16 protein-coding genes are annotated in these 18,250 nt (G+C 60.4%); all 16 read right to left on the reverse strand.

Annotated elements, in window-relative coordinates:
- Positions 1 to 2: 2 nt before the first annotated feature.
- Positions 3 to 503: an NADH-quinone oxidoreductase subunit J gene (gene nuoJ / locus GTQ41_RS10555; RefSeq protein ID WP_041073216.1), complete on the reverse strand. Its 501-nt coding sequence runs from the start codon at positions 501 to 503 to the stop codon at positions 3 to 5.
- 9 nt (positions 504 to 512) lie between these two features.
- Positions 513 to 1,061, reverse strand: a complete 549-nt coding sequence (gene nuoI, locus GTQ41_RS10560; protein WP_003223795.1) for an NADH-quinone oxidoreductase subunit NuoI — start codon at positions 1,059 to 1,061, stop codon at positions 513 to 515.
- A gap of 11 nt (positions 1,062 to 1,072) precedes the next feature.
- Complete coding sequence (nuoH, locus tag GTQ41_RS10565) at positions 1,073 to 2,080, reverse strand: NADH-quinone oxidoreductase subunit NuoH (protein WP_047291723.1); 1,008 nt, start codon at positions 2,078 to 2,080, stop codon at positions 1,073 to 1,075.
- Complete coding sequence (nuoG, locus tag GTQ41_RS10570; protein WP_047291725.1) at positions 2,077 to 4,791, reverse strand: NADH-quinone oxidoreductase subunit NuoG; 2,715 nt, start codon at positions 4,789 to 4,791, stop codon at positions 2,077 to 2,079. Before nuoG ends, nuoH begins: the two co-directional genes overlap by 4 nt.
- Positions 4,792 to 4,927: 136 nt before the next feature.
- Positions 4,928 to 6,283 (reverse strand): NADH-quinone oxidoreductase subunit NuoF, encoded by a 1,356-nt coding sequence (gene nuoF / locus GTQ41_RS10575; RefSeq protein WP_041073222.1) that lies wholly within the window; start codon positions 6,281 to 6,283, stop codon positions 4,928 to 4,930.
- Positions 6,280 to 6,777 (reverse strand): NADH-quinone oxidoreductase subunit NuoE, encoded by a 498-nt coding sequence (gene nuoE, locus GTQ41_RS10580; protein ID WP_003223804.1) that lies wholly within the window; start codon positions 6,775 to 6,777, stop codon positions 6,280 to 6,282. The genes nuoF and nuoE overlap by 4 nt, the downstream gene beginning before the upstream one ends.
- 2 nt (positions 6,778 to 6,779) lie before the next feature.
- Positions 6,780 to 8,564, reverse strand: a complete 1,785-nt coding sequence (gene nuoC, locus GTQ41_RS10585) for an NADH-quinone oxidoreductase subunit C/D (protein ID WP_041073225.1) — start codon at positions 8,562 to 8,564, stop codon at positions 6,780 to 6,782.
- Positions 8,565 to 8,633: 69 nt separating this feature from the next.
- Positions 8,634 to 9,308, reverse strand: a complete 675-nt coding sequence (locus GTQ41_RS10590) for an NADH-quinone oxidoreductase subunit B family protein (protein ID WP_003223809.1) — start codon at positions 9,306 to 9,308, stop codon at positions 8,634 to 8,636.
- 10 nt (positions 9,309 to 9,318) lie between these two features.
- Complete coding sequence (locus GTQ41_RS10595) at positions 9,319 to 9,732, reverse strand: NADH-quinone oxidoreductase subunit A (RefSeq protein WP_003223812.1); 414 nt, start codon at positions 9,730 to 9,732, stop codon at positions 9,319 to 9,321.
- Between the two features lie 740 nt (positions 9,733 to 10,472).
- Entirely contained in the window at positions 10,473 to 11,798 is a 1,326-nt protein-coding gene (aceA, locus tag GTQ41_RS10600; protein ID WP_041073228.1) for an isocitrate lyase, read from the reverse strand.
- A 473-nt stretch (positions 11,799 to 12,271) separates the two neighbouring features.
- On the reverse strand, positions 12,272 to 13,033 hold the full coding sequence (locus tag GTQ41_RS10605) for a secretin N-terminal domain-containing protein (protein WP_047291730.1): 762 nt from the start codon (positions 13,031 to 13,033) through the stop codon (positions 12,272 to 12,274).
- Positions 13,034 to 13,311: 278 nt separating this feature from the next.
- Positions 13,312 to 13,737, reverse strand: a complete 426-nt coding sequence (locus GTQ41_RS10610) for a GNAT family N-acetyltransferase (protein ID WP_003223818.1) — start codon at positions 13,735 to 13,737, stop codon at positions 13,312 to 13,314.
- Positions 13,730 to 14,902, reverse strand: coding sequence for a cupin domain-containing protein (locus GTQ41_RS10615; RefSeq protein WP_041073232.1), 1,173 nt, complete (start codon positions 14,900 to 14,902; stop codon positions 13,730 to 13,732). Before GTQ41_RS10615 ends, GTQ41_RS10610 begins: the two co-directional genes overlap by 8 nt.
- Before the next feature lie 86 nt (positions 14,903 to 14,988).
- Positions 14,989 to 16,359: an adenylosuccinate lyase gene (gene purB / locus GTQ41_RS10620; RefSeq protein ID WP_047291732.1), complete on the reverse strand. Its 1,371-nt coding sequence runs from the start codon at positions 16,357 to 16,359 to the stop codon at positions 14,989 to 14,991.
- 127 nt (positions 16,360 to 16,486) lie between these two features.
- Entirely contained in the window at positions 16,487 to 17,110 is a 624-nt protein-coding gene (gene hflD, locus GTQ41_RS10625) for a high frequency lysogenization protein HflD (RefSeq protein ID WP_003223824.1), read from the reverse strand.
- Positions 17,107 to 18,231, reverse strand: coding sequence for a tRNA 2-thiouridine(34) synthase MnmA (mnmA, locus tag GTQ41_RS10630; protein WP_003223826.1), 1,125 nt, complete (start codon positions 18,229 to 18,231; stop codon positions 17,107 to 17,109). Before mnmA ends, hflD begins: the two co-directional genes overlap by 4 nt.
- Positions 18,232 to 18,250: the final 19 nt, after the last annotated feature.

The following is an 18,250-nucleotide window of genomic DNA, read 5'->3' on the forward strand; positions in this document are numbered from 1 at the left end:
TCTTACTCCTTCGCCTCGTTACGGCCCAAATGGAACGCCGTGACGGCTGCGGCGAGCAGCAGCATCGAGGCGAGTTCGACCACCAGCAGATACGGGCCGAACAGGCTGACGCCCACGGCTTTTGCATCGACGGTGGTGTGGCCGATGGCCTGACCGCTCTGGTGAGCGAACAGCACATACAGCAGTTCGGCCAGCAGCAGGGCGGCGAGAATCACCGGTCCTGCCCAGATGCCGGGCTTGAGCCAGCTACGTTCCTGCTGAACCGAGGCGGGGCCCAGGTTCAGCATCATCACCACGAACACGAACAGCACCATGATGGCGCCGGCGTAGGCGATCACTTCCAGCACGCCGGCGAACGGTGCGCCGAGTGCAAAGAAGGTCATGGCCACGGCGATCAACGAGATGATCAGGTAGAGCAGGGCGTGCACAGGGTTGGTGTTGGTGACCACACGTAGCGTGGACACAACCGCGATACCCGATGCGAAATAGAAAGCGAATTCCATCGTTCTTCCTTAAGGCAGCAAGCTCTTCACGTTGATCGGTTCGGCTTCGTTCTGCGCGGAGCCTTTTGGCTTGCCAGCGATTGCCATACCTGCAACACGATAGAAGTTGTAATCAGGGTTTTTGCCGGGGCCGGAGATCAAAAGATCTTCTTTCTCGTACACCAGGTCCTGACGTTTGAACTCGGCCATCTCGAAATCCGGGGTCAGCTGGATCGCGGTGGTCGGACAGGCTTCCTCGCAGAGACCGCAGAAAATGCAGCGCGAGAAGTTGATACGGAAGAAGTCCGGGTACCAGCGACCGTCTTCGGTTTCAGCTTTCTGCAGCGAGATGCAACCTACCGGGCAAGCCACGGCGCACAGGTTGCAGGCTACGCAACGTTCTTCGCCATCGGGGTCGCGGGTCAGGACGATGCGACCACGGTAGCGTGGTGGCAGGTAGACCGGCTCTTCCGGGTATTGCAGGGTGTCGCGCTTGCGAAAGCCATGGCCGAAGACCATGACCAGGCTGCGCAACTGGGTACCGGTACCCTTAACGATGTCGCCAATATATTTGAACATGGGTCAAATCCTCACTGAACCGCAACCGCAGGTGTGTTCCACAACACAACCGCAGCGGTTATCAGCAAATTGATCAGGGTCAGTGGCAGGCAGAATTTCCAGCTGAAATCCATCACCTGGTCATAACGCGGACGCGGGATGGATGCGCGCAGCAGGATGAACAGCATGATGAAGAACGCGGTCTTCAGTGCGAACCAGACGAAGGACAGTTGCGGCAGGATGCCGAACGGACCGTGCCAGCCACCGAAGAACAGGGTGACCAGCAGCGCCGAGATCAGGATGATGCCGATGTATTCACCGACGAAGAACATGCCCCATTTCATACCGGCGTATTCAATGTGGTAACCGTCGGCCAGTTCCTGTTCCGCTTCCGGCTGGTCGAACGGGTGACGGTGAGTCACGGCGACGCCAGCGATGAAGAAGGTACAGAAGCCGAAGAACTGCGGAATGATGAACCACAGGTTCTGCGCCTGGTACTCGACGATGTCGCGCATGTTGAACGAGCCGACCTGCACCACGATGCCCATCAGGGCCAGGCCCATGAACACTTCGTAGGACACGGTCTGCGCCGAGGCACGCAAGCTGCCGAGCAGGGCGAACTTGTTGTTGCTCGACCAGCCGGCGAACAGCACCGCGTAGACCGACAGACCGGCCATGGCGAAGAAGAACAGCAGGCCGATGTTCAGATCCGCCACGCCCCAGGTCGGGGTGATCGGGATGATCGCGAAGGCGATCAGCAGGGCGGACATGGCCACCACTGGTGCCAGGGTGAAGATCACCTTGTCGGCAAACGGCGGGGTCCAGTCTTCCTTGAAGAACATCTTCAGCATGTCGGCGGCGATCTGGAACATGCCGAACGGGCCAACGCGGTTCGGACCGTAACGGTCCTGCCACCAGCCCAGCAGGCGACGTTCGACAAAGCTGAGCAATGCGCCGGCGACCACAACGGCCAGCAGAATCACGATGGCTTTGACGACCGTCAGGATCACATCGATCACTTCAGGGGTGAACCAGGTCATTGCGCTGCCTCCTGCAGACCGTCGACGGACAGGCCGGCGAATGCCGGTGGAATGCCGGCGATGCCCGCAGGCAAGGCCACCAGACCAGCGCCCAGTTCTTCATTGATGCGCAGCGGCAGACGCAGGGTCTGGCCGGCCACGTTCAGGCTCAGCAGAGCACCGTCGTTGACGCCCAGGCGATCCGCTTCGGATTTGGCCAGCGCCACGTACGGAGCCGGGATGCGCTCTTGTACCGGCGCGGCTTTCGACGAGTTTTCGTCGCTGCCGAACAGGTGGTAGAACGGCACGGCTTGCCAGGTGCCCGGCGCCGGGTTGAATGCGCGCGGAGCAGCGGCGAACCAGTTCAGCGAATCACCGGTGCTTTCGATCAGGCGGGTGCCCGGGTCGCCAGCACGCAGGTGACCGCCGACTTCGTCCTGGAACTTGTTCCAGGCTTGCGGCGAGTTCCAGCCCGGCGACCAGGCGAATGGCACCTGCTGACGCGGTTCGGCCGAGCCCGAGTAGCCTTCCATGGAGAAGGCGAACGCGGTGTCTTTGTCTTGCGGGGTGCGCGGTTCGTGAACGCTGATGTCGGCGCGCATCGCGGTGCGACCGGAATAACGCAGCGGCTCACGCGCCAGTTTCAGACCCTTGATGCGGAACGCGGCAGACGGCGCGGCATCGACGATACGCGCCAGTTGCTCGGTGCTCGACGCCACGGCAGCGGTGACGTGGTCGAGTTGCGTCCAGTCGATCGGCTGGTTCAGCAAGGTCGAGCGCAGGGCGTGCAGCCAGCGCCAGCCTTCGTGAACCAGAATGCTCGCATCCATGTATTGCGGATCGAAAACCTGGAAGAAACGCTGGGCGCGGCCTTCCTGGCTGACCAGCGTACCGTCGCCTTCCGCGAAGCTCGCCGCTGGCAGCACCAGTTGCGCGCGGTCGGTGGTGGCGGTCTTCTGGTGGTCGGCAACGATCACTACTTTCGCAGCGTTCAGCGCGGCATCGACCTTGGCTTTCGAGGTGCGGGTGTACAGATCGTTTTCCAGCACGACGATGGCGTCGGCCTTGCCATCGATCACGGCTTGCAGCGCCGCGTCGACCGATTCGCCACCGAGCATGGCCAGGCCGAGGCTGTTGGCTTCCGGCACGATCAGGCTGATCGAACCGTTCTTCTCGCGCAGCTTCAGGGCCTTGGCGATGTTCGCAGCGGCTTCGATCAAGGCTTTGGAACCCAGCGAAGTACCGGCGATGATCAGCGGACGCTTGGCCGCGAGCAGGGCGTCGGCGATGCGCTTGGCCAGTTCAAGGGCTTCGGCGTCCAGACCTTCAACGGCCGGGGCGCTGGCGTCCAGCGCGTGGGCCACGGCGAAACCGAGGCGCGCCAGATCATCCGGAGCTGCATGAACGCATTCTTCGGCGATGTCGTCGAGTTTGGTTTCGGCCAGGCTGGCGATGAACAGCGGGTTCAGTTCGTGCTGGCCGATGTTCTTCACCGCAGCATCGAGCCACGGCTGAACGCGCATGGCTTCAGCCATGTCTTCGGCTTTGCCCTTGACCGACTGACGCAAGGCCAGCGCCATACGGGCGGCGGTCTGGGTCAGGTCTTCACCAAGGACGAACACAGCGTCGTGGTCTTCGATGTCGCGCATGTTCGGCACGGGCAGCGGGCTGTCTTTCAGCACTTGCAGGACCAGGCGGATGCGCTCCAGTTCGGAGGCTTCGATACCGGAGTAGAAGTGCTCGGCGCCGACCAGCTCACGCAGCGCGTAGTTGCTTTCGAGGCTGGCACGCGGCGAACCGATACCGACGATGTTGCGCCCGCGCAGCAGGTCAGCGGCTTTATCCAGCGCAGCGTCGACGCTCAGCTTGGTGCCGTCGGCCAGCAACGGCTGACGTGGACGATCAGTGCGGTTGACGTAGCCATAACCGAAACGGCCACGGTCGCACAGGAAGTACTGGTTCACCGAACCGTTGAAACGGTTTTCGATGCGACGCAGTTCGCCGTAACGCTCGCCCGGGGAGATGTTGCAACCGCTGGAGCAGCCATGGCAGATGCTCGGCGAGAACTGCATGTCCCATTTACGGTTGTAGCGCTCGGAGTGCGTCTTGTCGGTGAACACACCGGTCGGGCAGACCTCGGTGAGGTTGCCGGAGAACTCGCTTTCGAGGGTGCCGTCTTCAACGCGACCGAAGTACACGTTGTCGTGGGCGCCGAATACACCGAGGTCGGTGCCGCCGGCGTAGTCCTTGTAGAAACGCACGCAGCGGTAGCAAGCGATGCAGCGGTTCATTTCGTGGGAAATGAACGGGCCCAGTTGCTGGTTCTGGTGGGTGCGTTTGGTGAAGCGATAACGGCGCTCGTTGTGGCCGGTCATCACCGTCATGTCTTGCAGGTGGCAGTGACCGCCTTCCTCGCACACAGGGCAGTCGTGCGGGTGGTTGGTCATCAGCCATTCGACAACACTGGCGCGGAACGCCTTGGATTCTTCATCGTCGATGGAGATCCAGGTGTTGTCGGTGGCAGGGGTCATGCAGGACATGACGATGCGACCACGGGTGTCGTTCTCGTCGGTGTACTGTTTGACCGCGCACTGGCGGCAAGCCCCGACGCTACCAAGCGCGGGGTGCCAGCAGAAATAAGGGATGTCGAGGCCCAGCGACAGACATGCCTGTAACAGGTTGTCTGCCCCGTCGACTTCGAGCGCTTTGCCGTCTACGTGGATAGTGGCCATGGTTCAAAGGTCTTCGTTGGCCCGGTGTCAGCGGGCGTGGCTAATGGAATCTTGTTATCCGTCCGAATCCAGTCAGCCCCGAAAGGCGTCATCGGACGAAAGGCGAAGGGCACGGACCCTTCGCCTTTTTAAGCGTTTACGCGCCGATTACGATCGGCCTTGCCAGAGGCGGGACGGCGGCGCTTGCAGGCGCAATACCGGCTTCGAACTCTGGACGGAAGTATTTGATGGCACTGCCCAGCGGCTCCACGGCACCCGGTGCGTGAGCACAGAAGGTCTTGCCTGGGCCGAGGAAGCCGACCAGACCCAGCAGGGTCTCGATGTCGCCTGGCTGACCGCGACCTTCTTCGATGGCCATCAAGAGCTTGACGCTCCATGGCAAGCCATCACGGCACGGAGTGCAGAAGCCGCAGGATTCGCGGGCGAAGAACTGCTCCATGTTGCGCAGCAGGGAGACCATGTTGACGCTGTCGTCCACCGCCATCGCCAGGCCGGTACCCATCCGGGTGCCCACTTTGGCGATGCCGCCGGCGTACATTTGTGCGTCGAGGTGTTCTGGCAACAGGAAACCGGTACCGGCGCCACCTGGCTGCCAGGCCTTGAGCTTGTAACCGTCGCGCATGCCGCCGGCGTAGTCTTCGAACAGCTCGCGACCGGTGACGCCGAACGGCAGTTCCCACAGGCCGGGGTTCTTGACCTTGCCGGAGAAGCCCATGAGCTTGGTGCCCATGTCTTCGCTGCCTTCGCGGGCCAACGATTTGTACCAGTCAACGCCGTCGGCAATGATCGCCGGCACGTTGCACAGGGTTTCGACGTTGTTCACGCAGGTCGGCTTGCCCCACACGCCGACAGCGGCAGGGAAGGGCGGCTTGGAGCGCGGGTTGGCGCGGCGGCCTTCGAGGGAGTTGATCAGTGCGGTTTCTTCACCGCAGATGTAACGCCCGGCGCCGGTGTGGACGAACAGTTCGAAGTCGAAGCCGCTGCCCAGAATGTTTTTACCCAGCAGGCCCGCAGCCTTGGCTTCTTCCACGGCACGGTTGAGGTGCTTGGCGGCGGTGGTGTACTCGCCACGCAGGAAGATGTAGCCACGGTAGGTTTTCAGTGCGCGGGCACTGATCAGCATGCCTTCGATCAGCAGATGGGGCAGTTGCTCCATCAGCATGCGGTCTTTCCAGGTGTTCGGCTCCATCTCGTCCGCGTTGCACAGCAGGTAGCGGATGTTGATGGATTCGTCCTTGGGCATCAGGCCCCACTTCACGCCAGTGGGGAAGCCTGCACCGCCGCGACCTTTGAGGCCGGCGTCTTTCACGGTCTGGACGATGTCGTCCTGGGCCATGTCGGCGAAGGCTTTGCGCGCGGCGGCGTAGCCGTTCTTGGCCTGGTATTCGTCGAGCCATACGGCTTCGCCGTCGTCACGCAGGCGCCAGGTCAGCGGGTGAGTCTCGGCCGAACGCTTGATGCGGTTGGCAGGACCGAAAGATGTCAGGGTCATACGTAGCCCTCGAGCAGTTTGGCCACGCCGGCAGGCTGCACGTCGCCAAAGGTGTCGTCGTCGATCATCAGCGCCGGTGCCTTGTCGCAGTTGCCGAGGCAGCAAACCGGCAGCAGGGTGAAACGACCGTCGGCGGTGGTCTGACCCAGGCCGATGCCCAGATTGTTCTGGATCTCGCTGACCACCGACTCGTGGCCGCCGATGTAGCAGACCATGCTGTCGCAGACGCGAATGATGTGGCGGCCGACCGGCTGACGGAAGATTTGGCTGTAGAACGTTGCCACGCCCTCAACGTCGCTGGCCGGGATGCCGAGGATCTCGCCGATCGCGTACAGGGCGCCATCCGGCACCCAGCCGCGTTCCTTCTGAACGATCTTCAGGGCTTCGATCGACGCCGCGCGCGGGTCTTCGTAGTGATGCAGCTCGTGCTCGATGGCCGAGCGCTCGGTTTCACTCAAGGTGAAACGGTCTGTCTGGATAAGCGTGCTGTTCATGCTTAGCGGTCCACGTCGGCCATAACGAAGTCGATACTACCCAGGTACGCAATCAAGTCCGCGACCATGCTGCCTTTGATCACCGAAGGGATCTGTTGCAGGTGCGCGAAGCTCGGAGTACGGATCCGGGTACGGTAGCTCATGGTGCCGCCGTCGCTCGTCAGGTAATAACTGTTGATGCCCTTGGTCGCTTCGATCATCTGGAAGGATTCGTTGGCCGGCATGACCGGGCCCCACGAAACCTGCAGGAAGTGCGTGATCAGGGTTTCGATGTGCTGCAGCGTGCGCTCTTTCGGCGGCGGCGTGGTCAGCGGGTGATCCGCCTTGTACGGGCCTTCCGGCATGTTGCGCAGGCACTGATCGATGATCTTGACGCTCTGGCGCATCTCTTCGACGCGCACCATGCAGCGGTCGTAGGCATCGCCGTTGGCAGCCAGCGGCACTTCGAACTCGAAGTTCTCGTAGCCGGAGTATGGACGTGCTTTACGCAGGTCGAAGTCGCAACCGGTGGAACGCAGGCCGGCACCGGTGACGCCCCATTCCAGCGCCTCTTTGGTGTTGTACTGGGCAACGCCGATGGTACGACCCTTGAGAATGCTGTTCTGCAGGGCGGCCTTGGTGTATTCGTCGAGGCGCTTTGGCAGCCATTCAACGAAGTCTTTCACCAGTTTTTCCCAGCCGCGTGGCAGGTCGTGGGCGACGCCGCCGATGCGGTACCAGGCCGGGTGCAGACGAAAACCGGTGATGGCTTCGATCACCGTGTACGCCTTCTGGCGGTCGGTGAAGGTGAAGAACACCGGAGTCATGGCGCCGACGTCCTGGATGTAGGTACCGAGGAACAGCAGGTGGCTGGTGATCCGGAAGAACTCGGCCATCATGATGCGGATCACGTCGACCTTCTCTGGCACCTTGATGCCGGCCAGCTTTTCGACCGAGAGCACGTACGGCAGGTTGTTCATCACCCCGCCGAGGTAGTCGATACGGTCGGTGTACGGGATGAAGCTGTGCCAGGACTGACGCTCGGCCATCTTCTCGGCGCCACGGTGGTGGTAACCGATGTCCGGCACGCAGTCGACGATCTCTTCACCGTCCAGCTGCAGAATGATACGGAACGCACCGTGCGCAGAAGGGTGGTTCGGACCCAGGTTGAGGAACATGTAGTCCTCGTTGGCCCCGGAACGCTTCATGCCCCAGTCTTCAGGACGGAAGCGCGCGGCTTCTTCCTCAAGCTGCTGCTTGGCGAGGTTGAGGCTGAACGGATCGAATTCGGTGGCGCGCGCCGGGAAGTCCTTGCGCAGCGGGTGACCTTCCCAGGTCGGCGGCATCATGATGCGCGACAGGTGCGGGTGGCCTTTGAAGTCGATGCCGTACATGTCCCAGACTTCACGCTCGTACCAGTTGGCGTTCGGCCAGATGCTGGTGACGGTCGGCAAGCTCAGGTCGCTTTCGGACAAGGCGACTTTGATCATCACGTCACTATTACGCTCAAGCGACATGAGGTGATAGAACACGGTGAAGTCGGCGCCCGATGGCAGCCCTTGACGCTTGGTGCGCAGACGCTCGTCCACGCCGTGCAGGTCATAGAGCATGACGTACGGCTTGGGCAGGTTGCGCAGGAAGGTCAGGACTTCGACGAGTCTGGCGCGCGCCACCCACAGCACCGGCATGCCGGTGCGGGTCGACTGAGCGGTGAACGCTTCGGCGCCAAAACGGTTGTTCAATTCGACGACCACATCCTGGTCGTCTGCCTTATAAGGCGGGATGTACAGAGCGCTGCCTGTAGTCATGGTTATTTTTTCGCTTTCGGTCAACGTAAAGAATGAAGCCAGCTTCTCGTTTCTTTGAAACAGACTGGATCAGACTTCGTCAGGGCTGCGCAGGTTGGTGACTGCGATTCGCTGTTCGCGGCGCTGTTCCTTTTGCGAAGGCATGTCGGCGCGATAAACGCCTTGGTCGCCAACGACCCAGGAAAGCGGACGACGCTCCTGTCCGATCGATTCCTGCAACAGCATCAAGCCTTGAAGGAATGCTTCCGGACGAGGCGGGCAGCCAGGTACGTAGACGTCCACGGGCAGGAACTTGTCCACCCCTTGAACCACGGAGTAGATGTCGTACATGCCACCGGAGTTGGCGCACGAACCCATGGAGATCACCCACTTCGGTTCGAGCATCTGCTCGTAGAGACGCTGAATGATCGGCGCCATCTTGATGAAGCAGGTACCGGCGATAACCATGAAGTCGGCCTGACGCGGTGATGCCCGGATAACTTCGGCGCCAAAGCGCGCGATGTCGTGGGGCGCCGTGAAGGCGGTGGTCATTTCCACGTAGCAGCACGAAAGGCCGAAGTTGTACGGCCACAGGGAGTTTTTACGCCCCCAGTTAACCGCGCCACTCAGCACGTCTTCGAGCTTGCCCATGAAAATGTTTTTGTGGACTTGATCCTCTAACGGATCGGAAACGGTTTCCCGTTCGCCGATCGGATACTGCTCGTTAGGAGCATCGGGGTCGATTCTGGTGAGATTGTATTGCATTGCCAAAGCCTCATTGTTTCAGCTTCGCCTGCCGCTTGCGACGAGCTTCCGGAGCCCAGTCAAGGGCGCCCACTCGGAACAGGTAGACAAGACCTGCCAACAGAATTGCTATGAAAACGAGAGCTTCGACGAATCCGGTCCAGCCGCTTTCGCGGACGGACACAGACCATGCAAAGAGAAAGAGGGCTTCGATATCGAAGATCACGAACAGCATCGCGACCAGATAGAATTTGGCTGAGAGCCGCAAGCGGGCGCCACCTGTAGGTAGCATGCCGGACTCGAACGGTTCGTTTTTGCTGCGGCCCCAGGCTTTTGACCCGAGGAGGCTGGAGACGCCAAGCATGAAGGCGCACAGGCCGACGACACCCAGAAGGAAAATGGCAAAGCCCCAGTTGTGGGCCATGAGTCCTGTCGCTTCGGGCATGCTGGTAATCCTTAACAGAGAGCAAAGGTCTCTGAGCTTGATAAAGAAATAGGCAGTGACGATATGTCGCAGCAATCAATCGCGCTGATTTTATGGCTAAACACCCGGCAAGTAAAATTCCTATAGCGAAATTATTTATTGGAATAAGGACATAGCGTACCTCCGATGTCCTGTAGCCCTTGCAGTGCGGGCATTAGCCAGGTTTTGGCGAATTATGTTTTGTGGGAAATGTAACGAACATAGTTGCTGCTAAATGATAATTGATATCGTTTGTGCTGGTTTTGTAACTGTTTAGCGGTGCAGTAAACAGAAAGTTATCTTATATGCCTGTTACTGCAAGTAGCGGTGGCGAGCGTTTTAGCTGATTTTTGTGACGTCTATACCGCTCTGGGTCAATGTTTTGTCTCGGGGGCTGAAGACGAAACGTGTGGAATGAGCCTGCTCGCGAATGCGGTGGGTCAGTCGCCGCATGTGCAGGCGACACTACGCTTTCGCGAGCAGGCTCGCTCCCACAAGGGTCGTTGCAGGATCTACCCTTTGTAGGAGCTGCCGAAGGCTGCGATCTTTTGACTTTGCTTTTTAAAGACAAGATCAAAAGATCGCAGCCTGCGGCAGTTCCTGCAGGGCGGTGGAATTCTGCGGGCAAAAAAACGCCCCGAACCAGTCGGGGCGTCAGTCTTGCGGCTTTGCGGTTAGCTTTTTATACGATCCGCAAAGGCCGTTTGCTCAGCGAAGCCGAATCAGTGGAACTGTTCTTCTTCGGTCGAACCGGTCAGCGCGGTGACCGAGGACGTGCCGCCCTGGATTACGGTGGTCATGTCGTCGAAGTAGCCGGTGCCCACTTCCTGCTGGTGAGCCACGAAGGTGTAACCCTTGGCGGCGTCAGCGAATTCCTGCTCCTGCAGCTTCACGTAGGCAGTCATGTCGTTGCGGGCGTAGTCGTGCGCCAGGTTGAACATGCTGTGCCACATGTTGTGAATGCCGGCCAGGGTGATGAACTGGTGCTTGTAGCCCATGGCGGACAGTTCGCGCTGGAACTTGGCGATGGTTGCGTCGTCCAGGTTTTTCTTCCAGTTGAAGGAAGGCGAGCAGTTGTACGACAGGATCTGGTCCGGGTATTCCTTTTTGATCGCTTCGGCGAAGCGACGGGCTTCTTCCAGGTCCGGCTTGGCGGTTTCGCACCAGATCAGGTCGGCGTACGGTGCGTAGGCCAGGCCACGGGCGATGGCCTGGTCCAGACCGGCGCGAACCTTGTAGAAACCTTCCTGGGTACGGGTGCCAGTCACGAACGGCTGGTCGTACGGGTCGCAGTCGGAAGTCAGCAGGTCGGCAGCGTTGGCGTCGGTACGGGCCAGGATGATGGTCGGTACACCAGCAACGTCGGCAGCCAGACGAGCAGCGGTCAGCTTCTGTACGGCTTCCTGGGTCGGAACCAGCACCTTGCCGCCCATGTGGCCGCACTTCTTCACGGAGGCCAGCTGGTCTTCGAAGTGCACGCCGGCGGCGCCTGCTTCGATCATGCTTTTCATCAGTTCGTAGGCGTTCAGTACGCCGCCGAAACCGGCTTCGGCGTCAGCCACGATCGGCGCGAAGTAGTCGATGTAGCCTTCGTCGCCCGGGTTCTTGCCGGCTTTCCACTGGATCTGGTCAGCACGACGGAACGAGTTGTTGATGCGCTTGACCACGGTTGGCACCGAGTCCACCGGGTACAGCGACTGGTCCGGGTACATCGATTCTGCGGAGTTGTTGTCCGCAGCCACCTGCCAGCCCGACAGGTAGATCGCCTGGATGCCGGCCTTGACCTGCTGAACAGCCTGGCCGCCGGTGAGGGCGCCCATGCAGTTGACGAAATCTTTCTCTGGGCGGAAGGACGGCTTGGCACCCTGGGTCACCAGGTTCCACAGCTTCTCGGCGCCCATTTTTGCAAAGGTGTGCTCAGGTTGAACCGAGCCACGCAGACGGACGACGTCAGCAGCGGAGTAAGTGCGAGTCACGCCTTTCCAGCGCGGGTTTTCAGCCCAGTCTTTTTCAAGGGCTGCAATTTGCTGTTCGCGTGTCAGTGCCATGGAGATAAACCTCGTCGCGTCTTTATGAAAAGTTGTTCTGCGGTGGAAAATTCCTGCGCTCGCTGACCAGAAGCTTAGGCGGTCAGGTCGGGTTCGGCGGGGTAGGCGACGGGATGAACGATGGGCTCGAGGGGAAGTGAGCAGGTAGTGGCGGACTGCGTGCGCATTCGGGCGTCGTGGGCCTTTATACGTTCTACAGCGTGAAGCCGGGTTACCTAATTACGCTTCCGTCCCTCGGGACAACTTCGTTCCAGTCGGCAACCTCGTCAAACACACCTTGTGGGCGGTACAGACACGAAGCGGTTCGCGGGGTAGGTGCGGACGTCACTTCGAAGGCCCTTGCCAGGGCCTCTGATTAGCGGGAGCGAGGCCATCATGCCTTCGCTTTTTTGGCTCGTCAAACGTTTTGTAGTGCTTTTTTTCAAGCACTACATCTTTCGTCTAATACGACTAATCAGTCAGTTTTCGGTGCTTTAGTCCAGAGAGTCGACTTTGACCCGCAAGGTCATGTCATCCCGGCCTTGAGTCGAGTAGCTGCGGGTCAGCCCCTGTTTGTCGGCCTGAGTCTGGCGATTCACCCCGGCGAGAGTGATCCATTCACCCAGGCGTCCGCTGACTGTTGTGTCGGTACTTTGCACGTTCACTACATCGGGACGTTCCTGGCTCATGCGGTCACGGTTGGTACTGATTGCCAGGTGAACGATGTCGCCGGTAACGCTTGCCGTCACATAGAAACCCTGGGTGACGTTGCGGTATTGCGTCTGGCTGCTGTAATCGCCGTAGGAGTTGGTCTGGCTGCTGGTGATCGGCACACTTTGACCGACTTGAATCAGCGCCGGCATGCCGTCGGTGGCTTGCACCTGTTGCACGCCGCCGTCGCGACTGGCGGTGCTGCGGCTGATGATGCGGGTCTGGTTCGGTTGGGCGCCGTTGACCGAGTAGCCTTCATCGCCACGGTCGTTGTTTTCATTGGTATCGACCGTGATCAACAGGCGTTTGGGCGCAGTGTCGAGTTGACTGATCAGCGCCTTGAGTTCCTGGATCTTGTCCGGCTCGGCCTTGATGATCAGTTGATTGCCATAGGCGCTGACCTGACCGTCCTTGCCGATGAAGTCCTGCGCCATCGGCAGCATATCTGCGCTAGTGCGGTAATTGAGGGGCACGATTTCTGTGGCTGCCATCACCGAAAAACTGCAGCCGAGCAGCAGGGTGGTGAGCAGGGTGCGTAGGGACATGTCCGTTATCTCCGCTTTCGAAAGGCTTGATATTGCCAGTTTGTCGGCCCGGGGTGGGGCAAGTTGAATCGTAGACAGCAAAACGCCCCGGCATCCGAAAATGGCGGGGCGTTTTGAGTGGGCGCTCAAGGGCCTTTGTGGTGAGGGGATTTATCCCCGATGGCTGCGAAGCAGACCTGAAATTTTGGGGCCGCTCCGCGACCCATCGGGGATAAATCCCCTCACCACAGGATCTCCAGAGATCACAAAATCAATGGAGGTCTCAGGAGCTCTACTGATCAAGCCGAATGCCGAACCATATCGACATGCGGAATCCCGGCTTCAAGGAATTCCTCACTGACCAGGCTGAAGCCCAGGCGCTCATAGAACGCTGTGGCCTGTACCTGCGCGCTGAGCATCTGCTGCTGCAGGCCGCGGGCTTCGGCTTCGGCGATGACCGCTTGCATCAGCGCATCGCCCACCTTCATCCCGCGCCAGTCCTTCAGTACCGACACCCGGCCAATGTGCCCGTCGGGCAGCAGGCGGGCGGTGCCGATCGGAAAGTCGCCTTCGAACGCCAGAAAATGCACGGCGGTCGCGTCATCGGCGTCCCATTCAAGCTCGGGTGGCACTGATTGTTCGGCGATGAACACCGTTTCACGAATGCGCCGGATCTCGGCGTTGTCCTTTTGCCAGTCTGCGACACGTACGCGAATCTTATTCATCGGCAAATCCCAGGCTGCCCTGTTTGACCAGCTCACACAGCAGGCCCCGACCGTCTTCGTCGTTCAGCCACTCGCCGAGGTTGTCGACGTGCAGCGCATCGGCGGCGCAGATCATCTTCAACAACTCGCGCAGCTTGCCCGGCAGGTAACGGCTCTGACCGCTGGCGAACAGCAGCAGATCGTCATCGACTTCCGACCAGGCCAGGCGCGCGCTCGGGTTGCGGATCAGCACCGCACCGTCCTGCAGGGCATTGAGGAAGTCATCTTCTTCAACGTCTTCCGGGCCGACCACCAGTTCCGGGTAGCGCGGCTCGGTCATGTACTGGCCGAACCAGGTCAGCAGCAGGCGTTCGTCGCTCATGTGTTCGGCGAGCAGGCTTTTCAGGCGGCCGAGTGCGTCGTGCTGGATCTGATGCGGATCATCGCTGACCGGTTTCGCATCGGCGTCGGTGTAGCGTTCTTCGTCAGTCAGGAACTGGCTGAGGAAGTCAGTGAAATGGGTCAACACTTCAGAGGCGCTCGGCGCGCGGAAACCGACCGAGTAGGTCATGCAGTTGTCGACCGCGACACCGCAGTGGGCCAGGCGCGGTGGCAGGTAGAGCATGTCGCCCGGTTCCAGCACCCACTCTTCGGTTTCGTGGAATTCGGCGAGGATGCGCAGATCCGCGTGTTGCAGCAGCGGGCTCTCGGAGTCGCACATCTGGCCGATCTTCCAGTTGCGCTTGCCGTGGCCTTGCAGCAGGAATACGTCGTAGTTGTCGAAGTGCGGACCGACGCTGCCGCCCGGAGCGGCGAAGCTGATCATCACGTCATCGACGCGCCAGCTCGGCAGGAAGCGGAAGTTTTCCAGCAGTTCGCTGACTTCCGGGACGAATTGATCAACGGCCTGAACGAGCAAAGTCCACTCTTTTTCCGGCAGTTTGCTGAATTCGTCTTCGGCGAACGGGCCGCGACGCAGCTCCCACGGGCGCTCGCCGTGCTCGATCACCAGGCGCGACTCGACCTCTTCTTCCAGGGCCAGGCCGGCCAGTTCGTCGGCGTCGATCGGGCTTTCGAAGTCAGGAATGGCCTGACGGATCAGCAGCGGCTTTTTCTGCCAGTAATCGCGCATGAATTCGCGCGCCGTAAGACCGCCCAGAAGTTGAAGAGGAGTATCAGGATTCATGTGTAACCTATTGAAAAAAAGCATTTTTCAGACGGGAATAAAAACGCCCGGCGCGGCCGGGCGTCTCAAACGGGTCAAGCGGTGAATCAGATGCGTCTGGCTTGCGCTACAGCGTTACCGATGTAGTTGGCCGGGGTCAGCTGTTTCAGCTCGGCTTTCGCTTCGGCTGGCATGTCCAGGCCGTCGATGAAAGTCTGCAGCGCTTCAGGGCTGATGCCCTTGCCGCGGGTCAGTTCTTTCAGCTTCTCGTACGGGTTTTCGATGTTGTAGCGGCGCATCACGGTCTGGATCGGCTCGGCCAATACTTCCCAGCAAGCGTCCAGATCTGCAGCAATCTTGTCGGCGTTGAGCTCGAGTTTGCTGATGCCTTTGAGGCTGGCTTCGTAGGCAATCACGCTGTGAGCGAAGCCCACGCCGAGGTTGCGCAGTACGGTGGAGTCGGTCAGGTCGCGCTGCCAGCGGGAGATCGGCAGCTTGCTCGCCAGGTGCTGGAACAGTGCGTTGGCGATGCCCAGGTTGCCTTCGGAGTTTTCGAAGTCGATCGGGTTGACCTTGTGCGGCATGGTCGACGAACCGATTTCGCCAGCGATGGTGCGCTGCTTGAAGTAACCCAGGGAGATGTAGCCCCAGATGTCACGGTCAAAGTCGATCAGGATGGTGTTGAAGCGCGCAATGGCGTCAAACAGCTCGGCGATGTAGTCGTGCGGTTCGATCTGTGTGGTGTACGGGTTGAAGCCCAGGCCCAGCTCGTCTTCGATGAACGCACGGGCGTTGGCTTCCCAGTCGATCTGCGGGTAGGCCGACAGGTGCGCATTGTAGTTGCCCACGGCACCGTTGATCTTGCCCAGCAGCGGCACGGCAGCGACTTGAGCGATCTGACGCTCGAGGCGGTAAACCACGTTCGCCAGCTCTTTGCCCAGTGTGGTTGGGGAGGCCGGCTGGCCGTGAGTGCGCGACAGCATCGGCACGTCGGCGAAACGGATCGCCAGTTCGCGGATGGCGTTGGCAGTCTGGCGCATCAGCGGCAGCATCACGTCGTCACGGCCTTCGCGCAGCATCAGGGCGTGGGACAGGTTGTTGATGTCTTCACTGGTGCAGGCAAAGTGAATGAACTCGCTGACCTTGGCCAGCTCCGGCAGTTTGGCCGCCTGCTCTTTGAGCAGGTATTCGATCGCCTTGACGTCGTGGTTGGTGGTGCGCTCGATCTCTTTGACGCGCTCGGCGTGCTCCAGCGAGAAGTTTTCAGCCAGTTCATTCAGAACGGCGTTGGCCTCGGCGGAGAAGGCGGGCACTTCCGGGATACCGGCGTGGGCGGCCAGGCGCTGGAGCCAGCGCACTTCAACCAGGACGCGGGCACGGATCAGGCCGTACTCGCTGAAAATCGGGCGCAGGGCCTGGGTTTTGCCGGCGTAGCGGCCGTCAACAGGGGAAACCGCAGTGAGCGAAGAGAGCTGCATGGGGTGTTCTCGGACAGTCGGGCAACGAAATGGGGCGCGTATCATACATGAAAAAATCCGCCGGTCCGTTGCCAACTGACCGGCGTATTACGCGCTACAGACTACAAAACTTTTATCGCGCGACGATTTACTCGCTGCGCATCAACGGATACAGCTCTTTGAGCAGCTTGCGCCGGCTGATCACCAACTGCCAGCGGTGGCCGCCGAGCTGTCGCCACAGGCGCGCCGAACGGATGCCGGCCAGCAGCAGAGCGCGGATTTTCGAGGCATTGCTCGGTTGTTGCAGGTTGCGCATGTCGCCATGCACCTGAATCCGCTGGCGCAGTGTGCTCAAGGTGTCCTGATACAGCGCACCGCAAGCGGCGATCACGTTTTCGTGGGCCGGGCCGAAATGTTCGACCTGTGACTGGATCTGCGGCAAGCGCTTGCCGATGGTGTCGAGCATGTCGTCTCGTTTGGCCAATTGCCGCTCAAGGCCGAGCATCGACAGGGCGTAGCGCAGCGGCTCGCGCTGCAGGGTGCTGGGGTCGCGCTCAAGAGCGCCGATCAATGCACGGTAGCCTTCGCGCAGATTGAGGTCGTCGCCGCCGTACACATCCAGTGTGTCCTTCGGGTCGCGTACCAGCAGGCTGCCGAGCATGCAGCTCAGGCCGGCCTCGCTGGTCTGCCCGGTCTTGGCGATCCGGTCGACCAGCACGGCGGCGAGAAACACGCCGCCCAGCGCCGTCAGTTGCTCCTGAGTCGGGCTCATGCCTGGCCGCTCCACGGCTCGGCAACTTCGATCACGCCGCCGCCGAGGCAGATTTCACCGTCGTAGAACACCACGGACTGGCCCGGGGTGACAGCGCGCTGCGGCTCGTCGAACACGGCGCGATAGCCGCTGGCGGTTTTTTCCAGGGTGCAAGCCTGGTCGCTCTGGCGATAACGCACTTTGGCGGTGAGGCGCAGTGGCTGGCTCAGGTCGATCGGGTTGACCCAATAGATTTCCGAGGCGAGCAGGGCGCTGGAGAACAGCCACGGATGGTTGTTGCCCTGACCGACGATCAACTCGTTGGTGTCCAGATCCTTGCGCAACACGTACCACGGCTCGTCGCCGGCATCTTTCAGGCCGCCAATACCCAAGCCCTGACGCTGACCGATGGTGTGGTACATCAAGCCGTGGTGACGGCCGATGACTTCGCCTTCGGTGGTCTTGATCTCGCCCGGTTGCGCCGGCAGGTATTGCTTGAGGAAATCGCTGAAGCGTCGTTCGCCGATGAAGCAGATTCCGGTGGAATCCTTCTTCTTGGCGGTCGCCAGCTCGTATTTCTCGGCAATCGCACGCACTTCGGGCTTTTCCAGTTCACCGACCGGGAACAGGGTCTTGGCGATCTGTTCGCCGCCGACGGCGTGCAGGAAATAGCTCTGGTCCTTGTTCGGATCGAGGCCCTTGAGCAGTTCGGTGCGGCCATCGATGTCACGACGGCGCACGTAGTGGCCGGTGGCAATCAGGTCGGCACCAAGCATCATGGCGTAGTCGAGGAATGCCTTGAACTTGATCTCGCGGTTGCACAGGATGTCCGGGTTCGGCGTGCGACCGGCCTTGTATTCGGCGAGGAAGTGCTCGAACACGTTGTCCCAGTACTCGGCGGCGAAGTTCGCGGTGTGCAGCTTGATGCCGATCTTGTCGCACACGGCCTGGGCATCCGCCAGGTCATCCATGGCGGTGCAGTATTCCGTTCCGTCGTCTTCTTCCCAGTTCTTCATGAACAGGCCTTCCACCTCGTAACCCTGCTCGATCAGCAGGAGAGCGGAAACGGAAGAGTCCACGCCGCCGGACATGCCGACAATGACGCGCTTCTTGGATGTGTCAGAAGGGGCTGGATCACGCATAGGGATTCAATGAGTGTCT

The sequence above is a fragment of the Pseudomonas sp. AN-B15 genome (genome assembly GCF_019056475.1).
Classification (GTDB): Bacteria; Pseudomonadota; Gammaproteobacteria; order Pseudomonadales; family Pseudomonadaceae; genus Aquipseudomonas; species Aquipseudomonas parakoreensis.

What these genes read in the sequence shown, in the direction of transcription:
- nuoE (WP_003223804.1), bottom strand. Translation starts at nt 6,777, where the DNA reads ATGAACAGCACGCTTATCCAGACAGACCGTTTCACCTTGAGTGAAACC.
- GTQ41_RS10590 (WP_003223809.1), bottom strand. Translation starts at nt 9,308, where the DNA reads ATGCAATACAATCTCACCAGAATCGACCCCGATGCTCCTAACGAGCAG.
- nuoI (WP_003223795.1), bottom strand. Translation starts at nt 1,061, where the DNA reads ATGTTCAAATATATTGGCGACATCGTTAAGGGTACCGGTACCCAGTTG.
- mnmA (WP_003223826.1), bottom strand. Translation starts at nt 18,231, where the DNA reads ATGCGTGATCCAGCCCCTTCTGACACATCCAAGAAGCGCGTCATTGTC.
- GTQ41_RS10610 (WP_003223818.1), bottom strand. Translation starts at nt 13,737, where the DNA reads ATGAATAAGATTCGCGTACGTGTCGCAGACTGGCAAAAGGACAACGCC.
- nuoJ (WP_041073216.1), bottom strand. Translation starts at nt 503, where the DNA reads ATGGAATTCGCTTTCTATTTCGCATCGGGTATCGCGGTTGTGTCCACG.
- hflD (WP_003223824.1), bottom strand. Translation starts at nt 17,110, where the DNA reads ATGAGCCCGACTCAGGAGCAACTGACGGCGCTGGGCGGCGTGTTTCTC.
- nuoG (WP_047291725.1), bottom strand. Translation starts at nt 4,791, where the DNA reads ATGGCCACTATCCACGTAGACGGCAAAGCGCTCGAAGTCGACGGGGCA.
- nuoH (WP_047291723.1), bottom strand. Translation starts at nt 2,080, where the DNA reads ATGACCTGGTTCACCCCTGAAGTGATCGATGTGATCCTGACGGTCGTC.
- aceA (WP_041073228.1), bottom strand. Translation starts at nt 11,798, where the DNA reads ATGGCACTGACACGCGAACAGCAAATTGCAGCCCTTGAAAAAGACTGG.
- nuoF (WP_041073222.1), bottom strand. Translation starts at nt 6,283, where the DNA reads ATGACCCTGACATCTTTCGGTCCTGCCAACCGCATCAAGCGTTCGGCC.
- GTQ41_RS10615 (WP_041073232.1), bottom strand. Translation starts at nt 14,902, where the DNA reads ATGAATCCTGATACTCCTCTTCAACTTCTGGGCGGTCTTACGGCGCGC.
- nuoC (WP_041073225.1), bottom strand. Translation starts at nt 8,564, where the DNA reads ATGACTACAGGCAGCGCTCTGTACATCCCGCCTTATAAGGCAGACGAC.
- purB (WP_047291732.1), bottom strand. Translation starts at nt 16,359, where the DNA reads ATGCAGCTCTCTTCGCTCACTGCGGTTTCCCCTGTTGACGGCCGCTAC.
- GTQ41_RS10595 (WP_003223812.1), bottom strand. Translation starts at nt 9,732, where the DNA reads ATGCCCGAAGCGACAGGACTCATGGCCCACAACTGGGGCTTTGCCATT.
- GTQ41_RS10605 (WP_047291730.1), bottom strand. Translation starts at nt 13,033, where the DNA reads ATGTCCCTACGCACCCTGCTCACCACCCTGCTGCTCGGCTGCAGTTTT.